Source organism: Paracoccus sp. KKT209, assembly GCF_055635455.1.
Map to the genome: position 1 here is coordinate 1,287,372 of NZ_CM145758.1, position 19,293 is coordinate 1,306,664.

General features: G+C 67.4%; 15 protein-coding genes. 12 read left to right on the forward strand and 3 right to left on the reverse strand.

What is annotated here, in order from left to right:
- Window positions 1-6 precede the first annotated feature (6 nt).
- The 3 genes from rpmA (at window position 7) to ACZ2G3_RS06350 (ending at window position 2,094) form a co-directional block, all read left to right on the forward strand.
- On the forward strand, window positions 7-279 hold the full coding sequence (gene rpmA / locus ACZ2G3_RS06340; protein WP_111298064.1) for a 50S ribosomal protein L27: 273 nt from the start codon (window positions 7-9) through the stop codon (window positions 277-279).
- 141 nt (window positions 280-420) lie between these two features.
- Window positions 421-975, forward strand: a complete 555-nt coding sequence (locus ACZ2G3_RS06345) for a GNAT family N-acetyltransferase (RefSeq protein WP_470398438.1) — start codon at window positions 421-423, stop codon at window positions 973-975.
- Window positions 976-1,083: 108 nt separating this feature from the next.
- The gene (locus ACZ2G3_RS06350) at window positions 1,084-2,094 is read left to right on the forward strand and encodes an LLM class flavin-dependent oxidoreductase (RefSeq protein WP_470398440.1); all 1,011 of its coding nucleotides are present in this window, start codon (window positions 1,084-1,086) and stop codon (window positions 2,092-2,094) included.
- A 74-nt stretch (window positions 2,095-2,168) separates the two neighbouring features.
- Here ACZ2G3_RS06350 and ACZ2G3_RS06355 read toward each other — a convergent pair whose 3' ends face one another.
- Both ACZ2G3_RS06355 and ACZ2G3_RS06360 read right to left on the reverse strand, forming a co-directional pair.
- Window positions 2,169-2,915 (reverse strand): Bax inhibitor-1/YccA family protein, encoded by a 747-nt coding sequence (locus ACZ2G3_RS06355; protein ID WP_419267446.1) that lies wholly within the window; start codon window positions 2,913-2,915, stop codon window positions 2,169-2,171.
- Between the two features lie 107 nt (window positions 2,916-3,022).
- Window positions 3,023-3,991 (reverse strand): NADPH:quinone oxidoreductase family protein, encoded by a 969-nt coding sequence (locus ACZ2G3_RS06360; protein ID WP_470398442.1) that lies wholly within the window; start codon window positions 3,989-3,991, stop codon window positions 3,023-3,025.
- 180 nt (window positions 3,992-4,171) lie between these two features.
- Between ACZ2G3_RS06360 and ACZ2G3_RS06365 the strand changes: the two genes are divergently transcribed.
- From ACZ2G3_RS06365 to ACZ2G3_RS06390, 6 genes are all read left to right on the forward strand, one after another.
- Window positions 4,172-4,531 carry a helix-turn-helix domain-containing protein gene (locus tag ACZ2G3_RS06365; protein WP_419267785.1) on the forward strand — a complete coding sequence of 120 codons (360 nt, stop codon included), beginning with the start codon at window positions 4,172-4,174 and terminating at the stop codon, window positions 4,529-4,531.
- Between the two features lie 138 nt (window positions 4,532-4,669).
- Window positions 4,670-5,482, forward strand: a complete 813-nt coding sequence (locus tag ACZ2G3_RS06370) for an inositol monophosphatase family protein (protein WP_470398444.1) — start codon at window positions 4,670-4,672, stop codon at window positions 5,480-5,482.
- 48 nt (window positions 5,483-5,530) lie between these two features.
- On the forward strand, window positions 5,531-6,934 hold the full coding sequence (gene mgtE, locus ACZ2G3_RS06375) for a magnesium transporter (RefSeq protein ID WP_419267450.1): 1,404 nt from the start codon (window positions 5,531-5,533) through the stop codon (window positions 6,932-6,934).
- Window positions 6,931-7,473, forward strand: a complete 543-nt coding sequence (locus ACZ2G3_RS06380) for a 5-formyltetrahydrofolate cyclo-ligase (protein ID WP_470398447.1) — start codon at window positions 6,931-6,933, stop codon at window positions 7,471-7,473. The genes mgtE and ACZ2G3_RS06380 overlap by 4 nt, the downstream gene beginning before the upstream one ends.
- Window positions 7,474-7,906: 433 nt before the next feature.
- Window positions 7,907-11,530: a vitamin B12-dependent ribonucleotide reductase gene (locus ACZ2G3_RS06385; RefSeq protein ID WP_470398449.1), complete on the forward strand. Its 3,624-nt coding sequence runs from the start codon at window positions 7,907-7,909 to the stop codon at window positions 11,528-11,530.
- A gap of 324 nt (window positions 11,531-11,854) precedes the next feature.
- Complete coding sequence (locus tag ACZ2G3_RS06390) at window positions 11,855-13,288, forward strand: mannose-1-phosphate guanylyltransferase/mannose-6-phosphate isomerase (protein WP_470398451.1); 1,434 nt, start codon at window positions 11,855-11,857, stop codon at window positions 13,286-13,288.
- Here the strand turns inward: ACZ2G3_RS06390 and ACZ2G3_RS06395 are convergent, their stop codons facing one another.
- A complete protein-coding gene (locus ACZ2G3_RS06395; RefSeq protein WP_470398452.1) occupies window positions 13,289-14,041 on the reverse strand; it encodes a DsbA family protein in 753 nt (250 codons plus the stop codon).
- A gap of 188 nt (window positions 14,042-14,229) precedes the next feature.
- On the opposite strand from ACZ2G3_RS06395, the gene ACZ2G3_RS06400 reads away from it, so the two are divergent.
- From ACZ2G3_RS06400 to ACZ2G3_RS06410, 3 genes are all read left to right on the forward strand, one after another.
- Complete coding sequence (locus ACZ2G3_RS06400; RefSeq protein ID WP_470398454.1) at window positions 14,230-15,363, forward strand: pyridoxal phosphate-dependent aminotransferase; 1,134 nt, start codon at window positions 14,230-14,232, stop codon at window positions 15,361-15,363.
- Window positions 15,360-16,586, forward strand: a complete 1,227-nt coding sequence (locus ACZ2G3_RS06405; RefSeq protein ID WP_470398456.1) for an N-acetylmuramoyl-L-alanine amidase — start codon at window positions 15,360-15,362, stop codon at window positions 16,584-16,586. Before ACZ2G3_RS06400 ends, ACZ2G3_RS06405 begins: the two co-directional genes overlap by 4 nt.
- A gap of 104 nt (window positions 16,587-16,690) precedes the next feature.
- Window positions 16,691-19,243 (forward strand): penicillin-binding protein 1A, encoded by a 2,553-nt coding sequence (locus tag ACZ2G3_RS06410; protein ID WP_470398458.1) that lies wholly within the window; start codon window positions 16,691-16,693, stop codon window positions 19,241-19,243.
- Window positions 19,244-19,293: the final 50 nt, after the last annotated feature.

Consider the following 19,293-nt stretch of genomic DNA (forward strand, 5'->3'; position numbering starts at 1 on the left):
CGACCCATGGCACATAAAAAAGCAGGCGGTTCCTCCCGCAACGGTCGCGACAGCGCCGGCCGCCGTCTCGGCGTCAAGCTGTTCGGTGGCCAAGCCGCCATCGCGGGCAACATCATCGCACGTCAGCGCGGCACCACCTGGTGGCCGGGCGACAATGTCGGCATGGGCAAGGATCACACCCTGTTCGCGCTGACCGATGGCCATGTCACCTTTAAGAAGGGCCTGAAAGGGCGCACCTTCATTTCGGTGATTCCCGCCGCGCTCGAAGCAGCCGAGTAACCCAAGAGTAACATTTCGATGTTAGAAGGGGGATCGGCGCAAGCCGGTCCCCCGAACCGTTTATGCCGTCATCTTTTATTCTGGCCAGTTTCCGGGGGAGGGAACATGGTAATGTCTGCACCTTTGAGGGAGGGAAGCCGGTTGGATGACCTCAAGCCCGTCGATGCGGGGTTGTCGCATCAGGCCGAGATCAGGACCGAGCGTTTCGTGCTGCGCCCGTTGCGCGCATCCGACGCGGGAATGATCGCGCATTACACCGCCGACAAGCGCGTGGCCGAGGGGACCCGCGCCATCCCGCATCCGCTGCCGCGCGGCGCCTCCGAGGCCTTTGTGGCCCGCGCCTTGGCCGCCGACCGGACCGAGGATGTCTGGGCCATCGACGGCTCGCAGAACCGCCTGGCGGAGCTGCTGGGCGTCGTCTCGCTGACCCGGATGGAGGGAGACCAGTCTGAGCTGGGCTTCTGGATCGGCGCGGGCTTCTGGAACACCGGCTTTGCCACCGAAGCCGTGGCCGCGCTGGTCGAGGCCAATCCGCATGGCGCGCGGACGCTGTTCGCCGAGGCGTTCCAGGACAATCCGGGTTCGGCCCGCGTGCTGACCAATTGCGGCTTCGTCTATCTGGGCGATGCCGAAAGCTGGTCTGTCGCGCGTGGCGCGCGTGTCCCGACCTGGACCTATCTGCGCAAGATGCTCTGATCCGCAGGCCTGGGCGGCAAGCCTGTCCCGCGCCGATCTGGGTACCATGGGCGACAGGATAACGGCGCCGGCCATTGCAATAGCCGGCGCCCGCCTTAAATCCTGCCCATGACACAGAACCTTCCCTATTCGCTTCTGGACCTGTCGCCGGTGCCCGAGGGCAGCACGGCGCAGGATGCCATCCGCAACACCATCGACCTGGCCCGGCATGCCGAGGACTGGGGCTATCACCGTTTCTGGCTGGCCGAGCATCACAACATGCCGGGCATCGCCAGCGCGGCCACGGCCGTCCTGATAGGACTTGTGGCGCAGGCCACACGGACCATCCGCGTGGGCGCCGGCGGCATCATGCTGCCCAACCACGCGCCCCTGACCGTGGCCGAGGCTTTCGGCACGCTGGCCACCGCCTTTCCCGACCGCATCGACCTGGGGCTGGGGCGGGCGCCCGGCGGCGACGGCGCAGTGATCCGCGCGCTGCGTCGTGATCCGATGGCCGACAGCTTTCCGCAGGACGTGGTCGAACTGCTGGACTATCTGGGACCCGAGCGGCCCGGCGCCGCGGTCCGGGCCCTGCCGGGCGAGGGCACCAATGTCCCGATCTGGATCCTGGGCAGCAGCCTTTACGGCGCGCAGCTGGCCGCCCACCTGGGCCTGCCCTATGCCTTTGCCAGCCACTTCGCGCCGGATGACCTGGATCGGGCGCTGACGCTTTATCGCACGAATTTCCGCCCCTCGCCTTGGGGGCAGGCGCCGCGCACCATCATGGCGATCAATGTCTTTGCCGCAGACGATCCGGGGCAGGCCACCTTCCTGCGCACGACGATGCAGCTGGCCTTCGCACGGCTGCGGACCGGCATGCCCGGCAAGCTGCCCCGCCCCGTGGCGGATATCGATGCCGAGATCGGCGCGCAGCTGCGGCAGGGCGTGGACCGCGCGCTGCGCATCAGCGCGGTGGGCGACCGGGCGCAGGTGCAGGACCAGCTGGCGCAGCTGGTGGGCACCTATCGGCCCGACGAGATCATCCTGACCGGCCAGATCCACGACCACGCCGCCCGGCTGCGCAGCTTTGAGCTGGCGGCCGAGGCGGCCCAGGGCCTGAGGCTGGCGAACGCCGCCTGACCGACCCCGGGCACAAGGAAAAAGGCCCCGCCGAGTGATCGGCGGGGCCTTTCCGTCTGTCGTTTCAGTCAGGATCAGTCGCGCTGGCCCATGAACTGCAGCAGGAACATGAACAGGTTCAGGAAGTCGAGATAGAGCCGCAGCGCACCCATGATCGCCGTCTTGCCGATGAAGTCGGCATCCGAGCCGGCCATCTGCAGATAGGTGTTCTTGATGTTCTGCGTGTCATAGGCGGTCAGGCCCGCAAAGATCAGCACGCCCAGGATAGAGATCGCGAACTGCATGCCCGAGGACTGCAGGAAGATGTTCACGATCGAGGCCACGATCAGGCCGATCACGCCCATGATCAGGAAGCTGCCCCAACCCGAGATGTCCTTCTTGGTGGTATAGCCCCAGAGCGACAGGCCCGCGAAGGCGATCGCGGTCACCAGGAAGGTCTGCACGATCGAGGTGCCGGTATAGACCAGGAAGATCGAGCTGAGCGACAGGCCCATCAGCGCCGCGAAGGCATAGAAGACGCCGGTCGCGGCCGAGACGGACAGCCGGTTGATCGCCGCGCCGAAGGCGAAGACCATCAGCAGCGGCGCGAACATGATCACCCATTTCAGAGGCGAGGTGTAGATCGCGGCGCCAAGCGCGCTCAATTGCCCGTCCGCCGTGACGGCGGCGGTCGAGATGCCATAGGCTGCCACGGCGGTTACACCCATGCCGACCGCCATCAGCCCATAAACCTTGTTCATGTAGGCCCGCAGGCCTTCGTCGACCACCGACTGGCGGCTGCCGACGGCCTGCGTGGCGCGGTACGTGTTGTAATCTGCCATTGACGTCTCCCCATAAGACAGGCGGGACATTGGCGTCCCGTTCCTTGATGAATATCGTCCGGGGCGCGAAAATTTTCAATGGCGCGACCGCGTCAAATTGGCGCAATTCACAGGGTAATGACGACCTTGCCGATGCTGCGGCGCTCTCTCAGCAGGCAGTAGCCCTGGGCCAGCTGATCCAGCGGCAGAACCTCTCCGGCATGGGGCTTCAGGCGGCCTTCGGTGAACATCCCGAACAGGCTGGTCATGCTGTCGCGCAGGGCCTGAGGGTCCAGCTTGCGATAGCCGCCCCAGTAAAAGCCGTGGATGGCGATGTTCTTGACCAGCGCGTGGTTCAGCGGCAGCTCCGGGGGGCGGCCGCCGGCAAAGCCGATGACCAGGAACCGCCCGCCGGGCTTCAGCGCGCGAAAGGCCGCCTCTCCGGCAGTCTCGCCGACCGGGTCGTAGATCACGTCCGCGCCGCCCAGGTCGCGCAATGCGGCCCTGAGGTCAGGGCAGTCGCTGCTGTCGATGACCTCCTGGGCGCCGGCGGCCGTCACGCTGGCCAGCCGGTCGGCCCCGCGCGCCACGCCGATGACCCTTGCGCCCATCGCCCGGCCGATCTCGACGGCGGTCAGCCCGACGCCGCCGGCCGCCCCCAGGACCACCAGCGTCTCTCCCGGGTTCAGGGCCGCGCGTCCGGCCAGGGCCAGGTGACTAGTACCATAGGCCACCTGGAAGCCTGCCGCCTGTTCAAAGCTCATGCCGTCGGGAAAGGGTTGCACCGCCCGTTCGGGCACGGCGATCACCTCGGCCATGGTGCCGGGCCAGGACACGACCACCCGCATTCCGGGGGTCAGGCGGCTGCCCTGCGGAGCCCGGACAACCTCGCCCGCACCCTCGAGGCCGGCGATGAAGGGCGCCTCGGCGGCCTCCTGATACTGTCCCTTGGCCTTCAGAAGGTCCGCGAAATTCAGGGCCGATGCGCGCATCTGGACCAGAACCTGATCCTCGGCCGGCCGCGGGGCGGGGGCACTTGCAATCTCGGGCTCGGCACCGATCGCCGGAATACAGCCTATGCGAATCACTTCTTCCATTTTTTCTCCTGCGGTTTGTGGTCAAGGTTGGCATCTCCCGCGCGCCATTCCCACCGGCCTGTTCAGGACCTGCAAGGACCTGTCTTTTTGGTCAGGAAACGGGCTGTTAACCAAGTTGACACTCGAAAAGCGAGCCCTGCTGGGCTACTGCCTCTTTAGATTGAAGAGGTTGAGTTGGTTATGAAGCACAGTGTAGATGTTCACGTTGGTAAGCGTATTCGCCATCGTCGTTGGATGATTGGCATGACTCAACAGCAGTTGGCCGACAAGGTCGGGATCAAGTTCCAGCAGATCCAGAAATACGAGACCGGGATGAACCGCGTCTCGGCTTCGCGGCTCTGGGACATCGCCCGGGCCGTCGACGTGCCCGTCAGCTTCTTCTTCGAAGGGCTGCACGACGGCGAACTGCACGCAGTGGTTGAAGGCGACATCTTCGCCGACAAGGAAGCGCTGCAGCTGGTTCGTGCCTATTACGCGATGCCCGAGGCGCAGCGCCGCCAGATCTTCGAACTGGCGCGGGTCCTGTCCGACGCCGCTTGACTGCCCCGACCGCCAGAAGGCGGATGACCCTGCTGTCGCCCCGCGCCGCATGACGGCGGGACGACAGCCCGGAATGCCCGCTGGCCCCCGAGCCCTGGACGCGTTACACCGTGCCCAACTCAGCTTCAGGGGGCCAAGATGCAGCACGCCTTGCCGATCGATGTGCAGACCGATGCGCCCCAGATCATCCGCACCGCGCATTGCATGGCCGACGCCGCCCGCGCGGCGATCCTGCCGCTGTTCCGCAGCGACGGCTTGTTGACCGAAAACAAGCGCCCGGCGGATTTCGACCCGGTGACCGAAGCCGACCGCGCCGCCGAACAGGCCATGCGCGCGGTCCTGGCCCGGATGCGTCCCCAGGACGCGATCCTGGGCGAGGAATATGGCAGCCAGCCCGGCACCAGCGGCCTGACCTGGATCCTGGACCCGATCGACGGCACCCGCGCCTTTTTGTGCGGAGCGGCCAGCTGGGGGGTCCTGATCGGGCTGTCGGACGGGCAGGGGGTTCCCTATGGCCTGATCGATCAGCCCTATACCGGCGAACGGTTCGAGGGCGGCTTGGGACGGGCCCTCCTGACCACCGCACAGGGCAGCCGCCCGCTGCGGGCGCGCAGCGGCGTGACGCTGGACCAGGCCACGCTGCTGACCACCTTCCCCGAGATCGGCACCCCCGACGAGGCCGCAGCCTTTCGCCGCGTGGCCGACAGGGTGCGCCTGACGCGCTATGGGCTGGACTGCTATGCCTATGCGCTGCTGGCCCTTGGCCAGATCGACCTGGTGATCGAGGCCGGGCTGCAATCCTATGACATCGCGGGACCCCTGGCCGTGGTCGAGGCCGCGGGCGGCATCGTCACCGACTGGCAGGGCGGATCGGCGGCCCAGGGCGGGCAGGTCATCGCCGCCGCCTCGCCCGATCTGCATGCGGCGGCACTGGCGCTGCTGAACGGCTGACCGGCCCTCGACCCGACACCGACACGACCGACCCACAGGAAGGGCAGCATGGCCGACGACAAGAGCCCGCTCAGCACCGACACCCCGATCCAGACCGAGCGCGAGGACGATTTCGAGCCGCGCCCCGAGCTTCTGGCTCGCATCGACGCCGCCATCGGCGACGGCGACCAGGAGATGCTGAACACCCTGCTGGAGCCGATGCACGGCGCCGACATCGCCGACATCATCGAGCGGCTGACCCCGGCCCGGCGCCGCCAGTTCCTGCAGCTCTATTCCGGCGAGATCGACGGCGAGATCCTGTCCGAAATCGACGAGTCGATCCGCGAGGAGGTGCTGGAGCTGCTGCCCCGCGACGTGCTGGCCGAGGCCGTGCGCGAGATGGACAGCGACGACGTCGTGGACCTGATCGAGGACCTGGCCGAACCCGAGCGGGCCGAGATCCTGGCGGCCCTGGACGACAGCGACCGCGCCGCCGTCCAGCAGTCGCTGACCTATCCCGAATATTCCGCCGGCCGCCTGATGCAGTCCGAGGTCGTGACCGCGCCCGAACACTGGACCGTGGGCGAGACCATCGACTTTCTGCGCAACGAGGAATGGCTGCCCGAACAGTTCTATCACGTCATCCTGGTCGATCCGCGCCGCCACCCGATCGGCTATGTCACACTTGGCCGGCTGCTGGCCTCGCGCCGCGACGCCGCCCTGCGCGACCTGGCCGAGGACAGTTTCCGCACCATCAGCGCCCAGGCCGAGGAAGGCGATGTCGCCTATGTCTTCAACCAGTATCACCTGATCTCGGCCCCGGTGGTGGACGCCCATGACCGGCTGGTCGGCGTCATCACCATCGACGACGCCATGGCCGTGCTGGACGAGGAGCACGAGGAGGACATCCTGCGCCTGGCCGGGGTGAACGATGAAAGCCACGTGTCGGACGGGCCCTTCACCACCGCGCGCCAGCGCCTGCCCTGGCTGGTGATCAACCTGTTCACGGCCTCGCTCTCGGCCATCGTCATCAGCCGGTTCGAGGATACGATCACCGCGCTGGTGGCGCTGGCGGCGCTGATGCCCATCGTGGCCTCGACCGGCGGCATCGCCGGGACGCAGTCGCTGGCCGTCGCCGTCCGGGCGCTGGCCACGCGTGACCTCAACCGCTCGAACGCCCGGCGCGTGGTGATGCGCGAACTGGGGGCGGGCATCCTGAACGGCGTCGGGCTGGCGGTGATCCTGGGGCTGGCCGGGTCGCTGATCTTTGGCGACGTGCAGCTGGGCATGGTCCTGGGCATGGCCATGGTGGTGAACCAGATCGTGGCGGCCCTGGGCGGGGTCCTGGTGCCGCTGACCCTGAACAAGCTGGGCCTCGACCCGGCGCTGGCCTCGGGGACCTTCGTGACCACCATGACCGATGTCATGGGGTTCTTTGCCTTCCTGGGCCTTGCAACGGTGATCCTGATATGAGCGACGACAAGCAACGCCTGCGCGCGCAGGCCCTGGAGGCCCGTGCGGCGGGCGGCAATGCGGCCGCGCTGGACCGGCACCTGATCGCGGCCCTGGCGCCCCATGCCGGCAAGGTCGTCTCGGGCTATTGGCCGATGCGCGGAGAGGCCGATCCGCGCCCCGCGATGGCCGCTCACCGGGGGCCCGTTTGCCTGCCGGTGGTGCCGGGACCGGCGCAGCCGCTGCTGTTCCGGACCTGGCAGGGCGAGGATCTGGTGCCCGGTCCCTGGGGAACCCTGCATCCGGCCGATTCGGCGCCCCTTGCGGTGCCCCAGGTGCTGATCGTGCCGCTGGCAGGGTTCGACGCACAGGGGAACCGGCTTGGCTATGGCGGCGGCTATTATGACAGGACACTGGAACTGCTGCGGAAATCCGGCCCCGTCACCGCCATCGGCCTGGCTTTTGCCTGCCAGCAGCTGCCCGCGATCCCGGCCGACCCTTATGACCAGCCCCTGGACCTGATCGTGACCGATGCGGGGGCGCTGCACCCGCTGCGCTGAAAGGCGCCGACTGTGGTGCTTTTGCACCAGCTGTGCGCAACCTGAGGACGAGGGCGGGATAAGGCTGTGGAAAACCTTTGAAACGCCCGCTGCATGCAGTTGAAAAGGCACGTTAAAATCGCCAAACTGGCTGAATTTGGTCGTTTTTCCTGCCCCGCATGTGCGCGAATCTGGACAGGGGCGACGGGCCCGCCTGTCAACGGTCTTTCGCCCCTTCCATCCAAAAGAAACCTGTTGAAAGGCCGGAAAACTGGGGCCAGTTTGTAGGCCACAGCCAAAGCGGCACAAGATGTGGTCGGCCAAAAGCCGCCTTCCACATCGCAGGACCCGGACGATCAGCCCCCGGGCGGCCCTGCCGCCTGACCCGCCTTTGCGAAAGGCCGGGGGATGTCCTGTCGCGCCGCAGGCACCGATGAGACAGGATGGGGCAGGCATGAAGATCGAACGGCGCTTTACCACCGAAACCGGCGGAGCCTATGGCGAGATCCGCTTTACCACGACCACCAGCGAGATCCGCAATCCCGACGGGACGATCGTCTTCCGCAACGACCAGGTCGAGGTGCCGGAGGGCTGGAGCCAAGTCGCCAGCGACGTGATCGCGCAGAAATACTTTCGCAAGGCCGGCGTTCCGGCGCGGCTGAAGCGGGTGCGCGAAAAGGGCGTGCCCGAATTCCTGTGGCGCAGCATCCCCGACGAGGCCGCCTTGGCCGAACTGCCCCAGGACCAGCGCTTTGGCGGAGAGACCAGCGCCGCGCAGGTTTTTGACCGGATGGCCGGGGCCTGGACCTATTGGGGCTGGAAGGGCGGCTATTTCAGCACCGAGGCCGACGCCCGCGCCTATCACGACGAGATGCGCTTCATGCTGGCCCGCCAGATGGCGGCCCCGAACAGCCCGCAATGGTTCAACACCGGCCTGCACTGGGCCTATGGCATCGATGGTCCCAGCCAGGGGCATTTCTATGTCGACCACCGGACCTGCAAGCTGGTCAAGTCCGACAGCGCCTATGAACATCCCCAGCCCCATGCCTGCTTCATCCAGTCGGTCAGCGACGACCTGGTGAACGAAGGCGGCATCATGGACCTGTGGGTCCGCGAGGCGCGCCTGTTCAAGTACGGCAGCGGCACGGGCACCAACTTCTCCAGCCTGCGCGGCGAGGGCGAGCGGCTGTCGGGCGGCGGCAAGTCCAGCGGGTTGATGGGCTTCCTGAAGATCGGCGACCGTGCGGCGGGGGCGATCAAGTCGGGCGGCACCACGCGGCGCGCGGCCAAGATGGTGATCTGCGACATGGATCACCCCGACATCGAGGCCTTCGTGAACTGGAAGGTGATCGAGGAGCAGAAGGTCGCAAGCCTGGTCGCCGGCTCGAAGATGCACGAACGGCAGTTGAACGAGATCTTTGCCGCCATCAAGGCCTGGGACGGCAGCATGGCGGATGCGACCGATCCGGCCGTGAACGACGCGCTGAAGACCGCGATCCGCGCCGCCAAGCGCGCGATGATCCCGGAAACCTATGTGAACCGGGTGCTGCAATACGCGCGCCAGGGCTTCGACAGCATCGAATTCCCCACCTATGACACGGATTGGGACAGCGAGGCCTATGTCAGCGTCTCGGGCCAGAACTCGAACAACTCGGTCCGGGTGACGGATGCCTTTTTGCGCGCGGTGCGCGAGGATGCGCCCTGGGAGCTGATCCGCCGCACCGACGGCAAGGTGGCCAAGACCGTCAGCGCGGGCGAGCTGTGGGACCAGATCGGCCATGCGGCCTGGGCCTGCGCCGATCCCGGGATCCAGTTCCACGACACGGTCAACGCCTGGCACACCTGCCCGGAAGACGGCGCGATCCGCGGGTCGAACCCGTGCAGCGAATACATGTTCCTGGACGACACCGCCTGCAACCTGGCCTCGATGAACCTGCTGACCTTCTGGACCGGCGACCGGTTTGACGCCGATGCCTATGTCCATGCCACGCGGCTCTGGACCGTCACGCTGGAGATCAGCGTGCTGATGGCGCAATTCCCCAGTCCGCAGATCGCGCAGCGCAGCTATGATTTCCGCACGCTTGGCCTGGGCTACGCCAATATCGGCGGCCTGTTGATGAACATGGGGCAGGGTTACGACAGCGATCAGGGCCGGGCGCTGTGCGGCGCGCTGTCCGCGATCATGACCGGGGTGGCCTATGCGACCTCGGCCCGGATGGCGGCGGAACTGGGCGCCTTCCCGGGCTATGCCCGGAACCGCGACCACATGCTGCGGGTGATCCGCAACCACCGCGCCGCCGCGCAAGGGACCGGCAGCTATGAGGGCGTGAACGTCGCCCCCGTGGCGCTGGACGCCGCCAATTGCGCCGACCCGTCGCTGGTCGCCCTGGCCCGCGCGGCCTGGGACGAGGCGCTGGCCCTGGGCGAACAGCACGGCTATCGCAACGCCCAGACCACCGTCATCGCGCCCACCGGCACGATCGGCCTGGTGTTGGATTGCGACACGACCGGGATCGAGCCGGATTTCGCCCTGGTCAAGTTCAAGAAGCTGGCGGGCGGCGGTTACTTCAAGATCATCAACCAATCGGTTCCGGCCGCGCTGGAGATGCTGGGCTATGCCAGCGCCCAGATCGAGGAGATCATCGGCCACGCCGTCGGTCACGCCACGCTTGGCAATTGCCCGGCCATCAACCACGCCTCGCTGGCCGGCCACGGCTTTGGCGCGCGCGAGATCGAAAAGGTCGAGGCTGCCCTGGCCAGCGCCTTCGACATCCGCTTCGTCTTCAACCAGTGGACCCTGGGCGAGGATTTCTGCCGCGGCACCCTGGGCATCCCGGCCGAAAAGCTGGCCGATCCGACCTTTGACCTCTTGCGCCACCTGGGCTTCACCCGTGCCCAGATCGAGGCCGCCAACGACCATGTCTGCGGCACCATGACGCTGGAGGGCGCGCCGCATCTGAAAGCCGAGCATCTGCCGGTCTTCGACTGCGCCAATGCCTGCGGCAAGAAGGGGCGGCGCTATCTGTCGGTGGACAGCCACATCCGCATGATGGCCGCGGCGCAGAGCTTCATCTCGGGCGCGATCAGCAAGACGATCAACATGCCCAACAGCGCCACCATCGAGGATGCGCTGGCGGCCTATGAGCTGAGCCACAGCCTGGGGATCAAGGCCAACGCCCTTTATCGCGACGGATCAAAGCTGTCGCAACCCCTGGCCAGCGCGCTGGTCGAGGATGACGAGGAGGCCGAAGAGATCCTGGCCACCGGCAGCAACCAGGAAAAGGCCACGGTCCTGGCCGAGAAGATCATCGAGCGGATCATCGTCAAGGAGATCGTGCGCAGCAATCGCGAAAAGCTGCCGCAGCGGCGCAAGGGCTATACCCAGAAGGCCATCGTCGGCGGGCACAAGGTCTATCTGCGCACCGGCGAATACGACGACGGCAAGCTGGGCGAGATCTTCATCGACATGCACAAGGAAGGCGCGGGCTTTCGCGCCATGATGAACAACTTTGCCATCGCCGTGTCCGTGGGCCTGCAATACGGCGTGCCGCTGGAGGAGTTTGTGGACGCCTTCACCTTCACCCGCTTTGAACCGGCGGGCATGGTGCAGGGCAATGACAGCATCAAGAACGCGACCTCGATCCTGGATTACGTGTTCCGCGAACTGGCGGTCAGCTATCTGGACCGCACCGACCTGGCGCATGTGAAGCCCGAGGGCGCGCGCTTTGACGACATGGGCGGCGGTGAGGGCGAAGGCCGCGACACCACCCCGGTCAACGAGCAGACCGAGCTGAAGTCGCTGACCATGCTCAAGCAGATCAGCAGCGCCGGCTATCTGCGCAAGCGCCTGCCGCAGGAACTGATGGTGCTGCAGGGCGGGGTCTCGGCCGCTGCCGTGGTTACGGGCATCGTTGAACCTGCGGCCGGTTTTCAGGCCGGCGGCCTTGATGCCCGCGCCAAGGCCCGGATGCAGGGCTATGAGGGTGATCCCTGCGGCGAATGCGGCAACTATACCCTGGTCCGCAACGGGACCTGCATGAAGTGCAACACCTGCGGATCGACCAGCGGGTGCAGCTGAAGACGGATCGGGCGCGGACCGCCACAAGGCCGGCCGCGCCCGATCCGGGTGACGCGTGACCCTGACGGGCCAGGCAACCTGTCGCAGCAGAAAGCGCGCAGAAGACGCGCAGGACCTTTCCCCCCCCGTGCGCCCCCCGCATGGGGGTTTTTCATGGACCGCCCACCGCCCGCAGCCGATTGACAACAACCGCGAAAAACGCGCGCGGGCGTGGCACTGGCCGCTTGACGGGCGGTCGGCTTGGCCCTTGACTGGCAGCCGGACGGCGGATGGTGCAAAGCCTTCGCGGCAAGGCAGCGGCGCGGGACGCCAAGGATGTTTATCATGACCAAGATCACACCGGTTCTGATGGCGGGCGGGTCGGGCACGCGGCTCTGGCCCGTATCGCGCAAGAGCTTTCCCAAGCAGTTCGCCCCCCTGATCGGCGAGGAGACGCTGTTCCAGGCCTCGGCCCGGCGCCTGTCGGGACCCGGCTTTGCCGCGCCGGTGGTGATGACGAATTCCGATTTCCGCTTCATCGTGGCCGAACAGCTGGAACAGGGGGGCATCACCCCCGGCGCCATCGTCATCGAACCCTCGGGGCGCAACACCGCCCCCGCGATCCTGGCCGCCGCGCTGATGGTCGCGGCCGAGGATCCCGACCGGCTGGTGCTGGTCGCCCCCTCCGACCACGTGATCCCCGATGCGGAGGCCTTTGCGGCGGCCGTCGCTCAGGGCGCGGAGGCCGCGGTGCAGGGGCGGATCGTGACCTTCGGCATCACCCCCGACCGGCCCGAGACCGGTTACGGCTATCTGGAGCTGGCGACGCAGGGGGAGGGGCCGCAGCCCCTGGCGCGCTTTGTGGAAAAGCCCGATGCCGCCCATGCGGCGCGGATGCTGGAGGCAGGCAATTTCCTCTGGAATGCCGGGATCTTCCTCTTCAGCGCCGGGGTGATGATCGAGGCCTTCCGCCGCCATGCCCCCGCCTATCTGGAACCTGTCCAGCAGGCCGTCGATGACGCGCGCCCCGACCTGGGCTTCCTGCGCCTGGCCCGCGCGCCCTGGGACGGGCTGCAGGACAATTCCATCGACTATGCGGTGATGGAAAAGGCCGACAACCTGACCGTCGTGCGCTTTTCGGGCCGCTGGTCGGACCTGGGGGGCTGGGACGCCGTCTGGCGCGAGGCCCTGGGGCAGGCGGCCTCGGACCAGGGCGTCGTGACCGATGATCATTCCACCGCGATCGACTGCCGGAACGTGCTGCTGCGCTCGGACAGCGACGATCTGGAGGTCGTGGGCATCGGCCTGACCGACATGATGGTGGTGGCCACCTCGGACGCGGTGCTGGTGGCCGACCGGTCGCGGGCGCAGGACGTGCGCCAGGCGGTCGCGGCCCTGAAGTCCAAGCGCCGCAAGCAGGCCGAGGCCTTTCCCCGCGACCACCGCCCCTGGGGCTGGTTCGAGACGCTGGCCCTGGCCGACCGTTTCCAGGTCAAGCGCATCGTGGTGAAGCCCGGCGCGGCCCTGTCGCTGCAAAGCCATGTCCACCGCTCGGAACACTGGATCGTGGTGTCGGGTACGGCGCGGGTGACGGTGGACGACACGGTGACGCTGGTGACGGAGAACCAGTCGATCTATGTGCCCCTGGGCGCCGTCCACCGGATGGAGAACCCCGGCAAGGTGCCGATGGTCCTGATCGAGGTCCAGACCGGCAGCTACCTGGGCGAGGACGACATCATCCGCTACGAGGATGTCTATTCCCGCAGCAGCGCAGATTGATCACATGCTTTCGCGGATCTGCGCGATCGTGGCCGCGACCCCGGCGCGCGGCACGCCGCGCAGCATCTGGTCGCCGATGATGAAGGTGGGCGTTCCCTGGATCGCCATGGTCTGGCCCAGCTGGTGGTTCTGGTCCAGGACCCGGGTGACGCCGTCGCTGCTCATGCGCGCCAGAACCTCGTCGGCATCGAGACCGATCGTCTCAGCGATGCCGCGCAGGGCCTCTGGCGAGGCGGGCGTGCGCAGCGTGATCAGGGCATCATGGGCGGCCCTGTAGGCCACGTCACCGCCGACCTGCAGAGCCGCGATTGCAAAGCGGCTGGACTGTTCGCTGTCTTCGCCCAGGATGGGAAATTCCTTCAGGATCAGCTTGATGTTGCCATCTTCCTCGACGGCGTCATGGACTTCCTGGTTGAACTGGCGGCAGACGCCGCAGCGATAGTCGATGAATTCGACCATGGTCAGGTCCCCATCGGGATTGCCGCCGACCCAGCTGTGGCCATCCTCGAAGATGGCCTGCCGATTGGCCGCCACCAGCTCCAGATCGCTCTGGGCAGCCGTTTCGGCCTGGCGCGTTTCCAGCACGTTGATCGACTCGATCAGGACCTGCGGGTTCTCCATCAGGTAGTCGCGCACGGCCTGCCCAAAGGCTGCCTTTTCGTCCTCGGTCATGGCCGAGATGTCGAAGGCCAGCGCAGGGCTGGCAAGGGCAGTGGTCGCGCCCAGAAGAAGCGCAGCGATCAGGCGTGTCATGAGAACCCCTTTGTTTCGTTGCGCGGCAGATTGGACCGGGGCGTGGGGGATGGCAAGAACGGGCTGCGGGCGGCCGCGTCACGGGCGCGTGACGCCGGGCTGCGGAAAAGAACGGGTGCGATCCGGCCAAAGAACTGGAGCGCGCCCGCATCCCGCGCTATCACGGCTGAAAAAAAGAGGCACGAGCGATGCGAAATTCCCTGCGCGGACAGGTCGACCCCTTCATCGTCATGGATGTCATGCAGGCGGCCGCTGAGGCCGAGGCCGCGGGCCGGCACATCATCCACCTGGAGGTCGGCCAGCCCGGCACCCCCGCACCGGCAGGCGCCCGCCGCGCCTTGGCCGAGGCGCTGGCGCAGCCGCTTGGCTATACCGTCGCCCTTGGCCTGCCCGCGCTGCGGCAGGGCATCGCCGACCTCTATCGCCGCTGGTACGGGCTGGATCTGGACCCGGCGCGGGTCGTGGTGACGCCCGGCAGCAGCGGCGCCTTCATCCTGGCGTTTTCGGCGCTGTTCGATGCGGGCGACCGGGTGGCGATGGGCTTTCCGGGCTATCCCAGCTATCGCCAGATCCTGCGTGCCATGTCGCTGGAGCCGGTGGGCATCCTGACCCGCCCCGAGGACCGCTATCAGCCGCGCCCCCAGGATCTGCCCGATGCGCAGGGCCTGATCCTGGCATCGCCCGGCAATCCGTCAGGGACCGTCCTGACGGTGCCGGAACTTGCGGCACTGACCCAGGCCGCAGAGGCGCGGGGCATGTCGGTCATCTCGGACGAGATCTATCACGGCCTGGGCTATGGCCAGCGCTGCCATTCCGCGCTTGAGGTGACGGATGAGGTTGTTGTCATAAACTCCTTCAGCAAATACTTTTCCATGACCGGCTGGCGCGTCGGCTGGATGGTTGTCCCGCCCGACATGATCCGCACGATCGAACGCCTGGCACAGAACCTGTTCATCTGCCCGCCCCATGCCAGCCAGGTTGCGGCGCTGGCCGCGCTGGACTGCATCCCCGAGGCCGAGGCCAACCTGGCCGCCTATGCCGAGAACCGCCGCCTGATGCTGGAGGGGCTGCCGCGTGCGGGCTTTGACCGGATCGCCCCGCCCGAGGGGGCCTTCTACATTTATGCCGACGTGTCGCACCTGACGGATGACTCGGTCGCCTTCGCGGCCGAGATCCTGGAGAAGGCAGGCGTCGCGGTCACGCCGGGGCTGGATTTCGATCCCCTGCGCGGCCACCAGACGCTGCGCTTTTCCTATGCCCGCGCGACCCCCGACATCGCGGAAGGGCTGCGCCGCCTGACTGCCTTCATGGCCGGCAGATGAGATCGCTGACGCTGATCCTGGTGCTGCTGCTGTCGCTGTGGACCCCGCAGCCGACGGCGGCGCAGCAGCCGGCGCGGATCCAGCTTGGCGCCTCGGCCATGGTCAAGGCGGACGCGCACTGGTGGCAGCGGCTGTTCGGACCCGCGCCGCTGGAACTGCGGCTGGCGCTGGACCGGCCCGTTCCTTATCGCGTCTTTCTGGTGGGCGAACCCGCGCGGCTGGTCGTCGACCTCAAGGACGTGGACCTGACCGGGACCAGCCCCGCCCAGCTGTTTGGAGAGGATCTGCTGCCCGCGATCCGGTGGGGCAGCCACAAGGGCGGCTGGTCGCGCGTGGTGCTGGAACTGCCCGGTCCTTATCACGTGATGCGGGCGGGGATGGACACCCGCGGCGCCGCGGCGCGTCTGCGGGTGACGCTGGCACCGGTCGCACCCGAGGATTTCGCGCCCCGCCCCTCGGCTGCGGCGGCGCTGCGCGACCTGCCCGATCCGGCGGAACTGCCCGAAGGCCCGGCCCGGGCCGAGGGGCTGGTGGTGATGCTGGACCCCGGCCATGGCGGCTTTGATCCGGGCGCCCAGGCCGGCGCGGAAACCGAGGCGCAGCTGGTCCTGACCTTTGCGCTGGAGCTGCGCGACGCGCTGGAGGCGCGGGGCGCCACCGTCGCGATGACCCGCGATACGGATGTCTATGTGCGCCTGGAAGAACGCATGACCGCGGCGCGGCAATCGGGCGCGCAGCTGCTGCTGTCGCTGCATGCCGATGCGCTGCCGCAGGGACAGGCGGCGGGGGCGACGGTCTATGTGTGGAATTCGGCCTCGAACGACCAGGCGGCGCGGCAGCTGACCATGCGGCACCAGCGCGACGACCTGCTGGTGGGCACCGACCTGTCGGGGCAGGACGATGCCCTGGCCGTGGCGCTGATGAGCTTTGCCCGCACCGACACCCAGCCCCGATCCGAAAGCTTTGCGCGGCTTCTGACCTCGCGCATGGCGCTGATGGGGATCGGGCTGCACGGGCGCCCGGTGCAGGGGGCGGCCTTCTCGGTCCTGAAATCGCCCGACATCGCCTCGGCGCTGCTGGAGCTGGGGTTCATTTCGGACCAGACCGATCTTGCGAACCTGACCGATCCGGCGTGGCGGGCGCGGATGGTGCAGGCGGTGGCCGATGCGACGACGGGCTGGTGGAACGATGAACAGGCGCGGGCGGGGCTGCTGCGGCGCTGATCGGGCCGGTCGTGATGGGGCCAGTGTTGATAGGGCCAGTGTTGTTTTGACCGGACAAGGGCGGGGCGCTATAGCGGGGCCAAGGCTTCGAAAGGCGATTTCCCGTGTTGCGACCCATCCTGTCTTTTTTCGGAGCGATCTTTTCCTGGTTCGTGACCGCCAGCTTTTTCATCGCGCTGACCGTGGGCGGGATCTTCTGGGTCTATTCGCGCGACCTGCCCAGCCACGAGATGCTGGCCCAGTATTCGCCCAAGACGATCAGCCGCATCTATTCCGCCGAGGGCCAGCTGATCGACGAATTCGCCGAGGAGCGGCGCATCTTCGTGCCCATCGACGAGGTTCCCGACCTGATCAAGCAGGCCTTTGTCAGCGCCGAGGACAAGAACTTCTACAGCCATCCGGGCTATGACCTGCGCGGCATCCTGGGGGCGGGCTATCAGGCGGTCGCCAGCCGCGGGTCCAGCGTGCGCGGCGCATCCACCATCACCCAGCAGGTGATGAAGAACTTCCTTTTGTCCAGCGACCGCAGCGTCGAGCGCAAGGTCAAGGAACTGATCCTGGCGGCGCGGCTGGAACGGTCGCTGTCCAAGGACCAGATCCTGGAACTTTACCTGAACGAGATCTTCCTGGGGCAGAACAGCTTTGGCGTGGTGGCGGCGGCCCAGACCTATTTCAACAAGTCCCTGTCGGAACTGGCCCCGCACGAGGCCGCGATGCTGGCCGCCCTGCCGCAGGCGCCCGGCCGCTATCACCCCGTCCGCGCCAAGGAGCGGGTGACCGAGCGTCGCAACTATGTCCTGCGCGAGATGTGGCAGAACGGCTTCATCGACCAGGCGACCTACGAGGCCGAGGCCAGGCTGCCGCTGCGCTCGGTCCAGAACGGGGACTTCCCCTCGTTCCAGCAGCAGATGCCGACGCGCGACTATTTCACCGACGAGATCCGCCGCCAGCTGAGCCGCGAGTTCGGGCAGGAGGAGTTCTTTGGCGGCGGCCTGACGATCCGCGCGACTCTGGACCCGGATCTGCAGGCCGAGGCGGCAAAGGCGCTGCAGGAGGCGCTGGAGCAGTACGACCGCGGCCGGGGCGTCTGGCGCGGCACCGGAGAGACCTTGCCGCCCGAGGCGCTGCGCGAGGAGGCCGCCTGGCGGGGGGCGCTGTGGGACCTGCGCCTGCCGCGCGACATTCCGGGCTGGCGTCCTGCCGTGGTGCTGGAACTGGCGAATGGCGACGCCCGCATCGGCATCGAGGGCATCGAGGAGGATGCCGACGGCCACTGGATCCCGGCCGCCGACGTGCAATGGGCCCGCAGGCTGGACCGCGAGACCGGCCGGCTGGAGCCTCCGGCCAAGGTCGCGGGCGACCTGGTCCGTCCGGGCGAGGTGGTGCTGGTGCGCCCGATGACCAGCGACAGCGACGGCAGCTTTCTCCGCTGGACCCTGCGGCAGGTGCCCGAGGTGCAGGGCGGCTTCATGGCGATGGACGTGAACACCGGGCGCGTCCTGGCCATGCAGGGCGGCTTTTCCTACCAGTCCTCGGTCTTCAACCGCGCCACGCAGGCGCAGCGGCAGCCGGGGTCCAGCTTCAAGCCCTTTGTCTATGCCGCGGCGCTGGACAACAACTATACCCCCGCCACAATCGTGGTGGACGAGCCGATCCGCATCAACACGCCCCAGGGCCTGTGGGAGCCCAAGAACAGCTCGGGGCGCCATTACGGACCCACGCCGCTGCGCACCGGGATCGAGCAGTCGCGCAACCTGATGACCATCCGCATCGCCGACGACATCGGCATGGACCAGGTCGCCCGCTATGCGGAGGAATTCGGCGTCTATGACAAGCTGGAGCCGTTCCTGGCCAACGCCCTTGGCGCGCAGGAGACGACGCTGTTCAAGATGGTCGCGGCCTATGCGATGTTCGCCAATGGCGGAGAGCGGGTGGAGCCGACGTTGGTCGACCGCGTGCAGGACCGGCGCGGGCGCACCGTCTATCGCCACGACCAGCGCGTCTGCCAGACCTGCGGGTTGCAGGCGCTGCCTGTGGGGCAGGGGCCGGTCATCGACAACAACCGCGAACGGGTGATGGACGCGGTGACGGCCTATCAGCTGACCTCGATGCTGGAGGGCGCGGTCGAGCGCGGTTCGGGCAAGGGGGTCGACCTGCCGGTGCCGATCGCGGGCAAGACGGGGACGACCAACGACGCCAAGGACGTCTGGTTCATCGGCTATTCCAGCAATATCGTCGCAGGCTGCTATCTGGGGTATGACCAGCCGCGGTCCCTGGGCGAACGCGCCTATGGCGGGACGCTGTGCGTGCCGGTCTTCAACGCCTTCATGCGCGAGGCGGTGGCGCAGTATGGCGGCACCGAGTTCAAAGTTCCGCCAGGCGGCTACTGGGTCAAGATCGACCGCATCACCGGCCAGCGCCTGCCCGACGACGCCACGGGACCGGACGTGATCTCGGAATACTTCCGCGAGGGCATGGATCCCGACTGGCTGGCGCCCTATGTCGTTTCGGGCTTTGGCGACGAGGTGGTGATCCTGCCCTGGGAGGCGGGGGCGGATGCCCGCGCGGGGCAGGCGGTGACGACCTCCACCGGCCAGAGGCGGGTGATCCCCAAGCGCAGCGATTTCGGCACCATGTCCTCGGGCGGCCTCTACTGAGGCGCGCGGGGCGGACTGCGTCCCGCGACGGCGCACTGCCCCCGCGCGCG

Bases quoted from the DNA above. Each gene is read 5' to 3' on its own strand.
- rpmA (WP_111298064.1), top strand. From the start codon at position 7: ATGGCACATAAAAAAGCAGGCGGTTCCTCCCGCAACGGTCGCGACAGC.
- ACZ2G3_RS06350 (WP_470398440.1), top strand. From the start codon at position 1,084: ATGACACAGAACCTTCCCTATTCGCTTCTGGACCTGTCGCCGGTGCCC.
- ACZ2G3_RS06355 (WP_419267446.1), bottom strand. From the start codon at position 2,915: ATGGCAGATTACAACACGTACCGCGCCACGCAGGCCGTCGGCAGCCGC.
- ACZ2G3_RS06360 (WP_470398442.1), bottom strand. From the start codon at position 3,991: ATGGAAGAAGTGATTCGCATAGGCTGTATTCCGGCGATCGGTGCCGAG.
- ACZ2G3_RS06365 (WP_419267785.1), top strand. From the start codon at position 4,172: ATGAAGCACAGTGTAGATGTTCACGTTGGTAAGCGTATTCGCCATCGT.
- ACZ2G3_RS06370 (WP_470398444.1), top strand. From the start codon at position 4,670: ATGCAGCACGCCTTGCCGATCGATGTGCAGACCGATGCGCCCCAGATC.
- mgtE (WP_419267450.1), top strand. From the start codon at position 5,531: ATGGCCGACGACAAGAGCCCGCTCAGCACCGACACCCCGATCCAGACC.
- ACZ2G3_RS06380 (WP_470398447.1), top strand. From the start codon at position 6,931: ATGAGCGACGACAAGCAACGCCTGCGCGCGCAGGCCCTGGAGGCCCGT.
- ACZ2G3_RS06385 (WP_470398449.1), top strand. From the start codon at position 7,907: ATGAAGATCGAACGGCGCTTTACCACCGAAACCGGCGGAGCCTATGGC.
- ACZ2G3_RS06390 (WP_470398451.1), top strand. From the start codon at position 11,855: ATGACCAAGATCACACCGGTTCTGATGGCGGGCGGGTCGGGCACGCGG.
- ACZ2G3_RS06395 (WP_470398452.1), bottom strand. From the start codon at position 14,041: ATGACACGCCTGATCGCTGCGCTTCTTCTGGGCGCGACCACTGCCCTT.
- ACZ2G3_RS06400 (WP_470398454.1), top strand. From the start codon at position 14,230: ATGCGAAATTCCCTGCGCGGACAGGTCGACCCCTTCATCGTCATGGAT.
- ACZ2G3_RS06405 (WP_470398456.1), top strand. From the start codon at position 15,360: ATGAGATCGCTGACGCTGATCCTGGTGCTGCTGCTGTCGCTGTGGACC.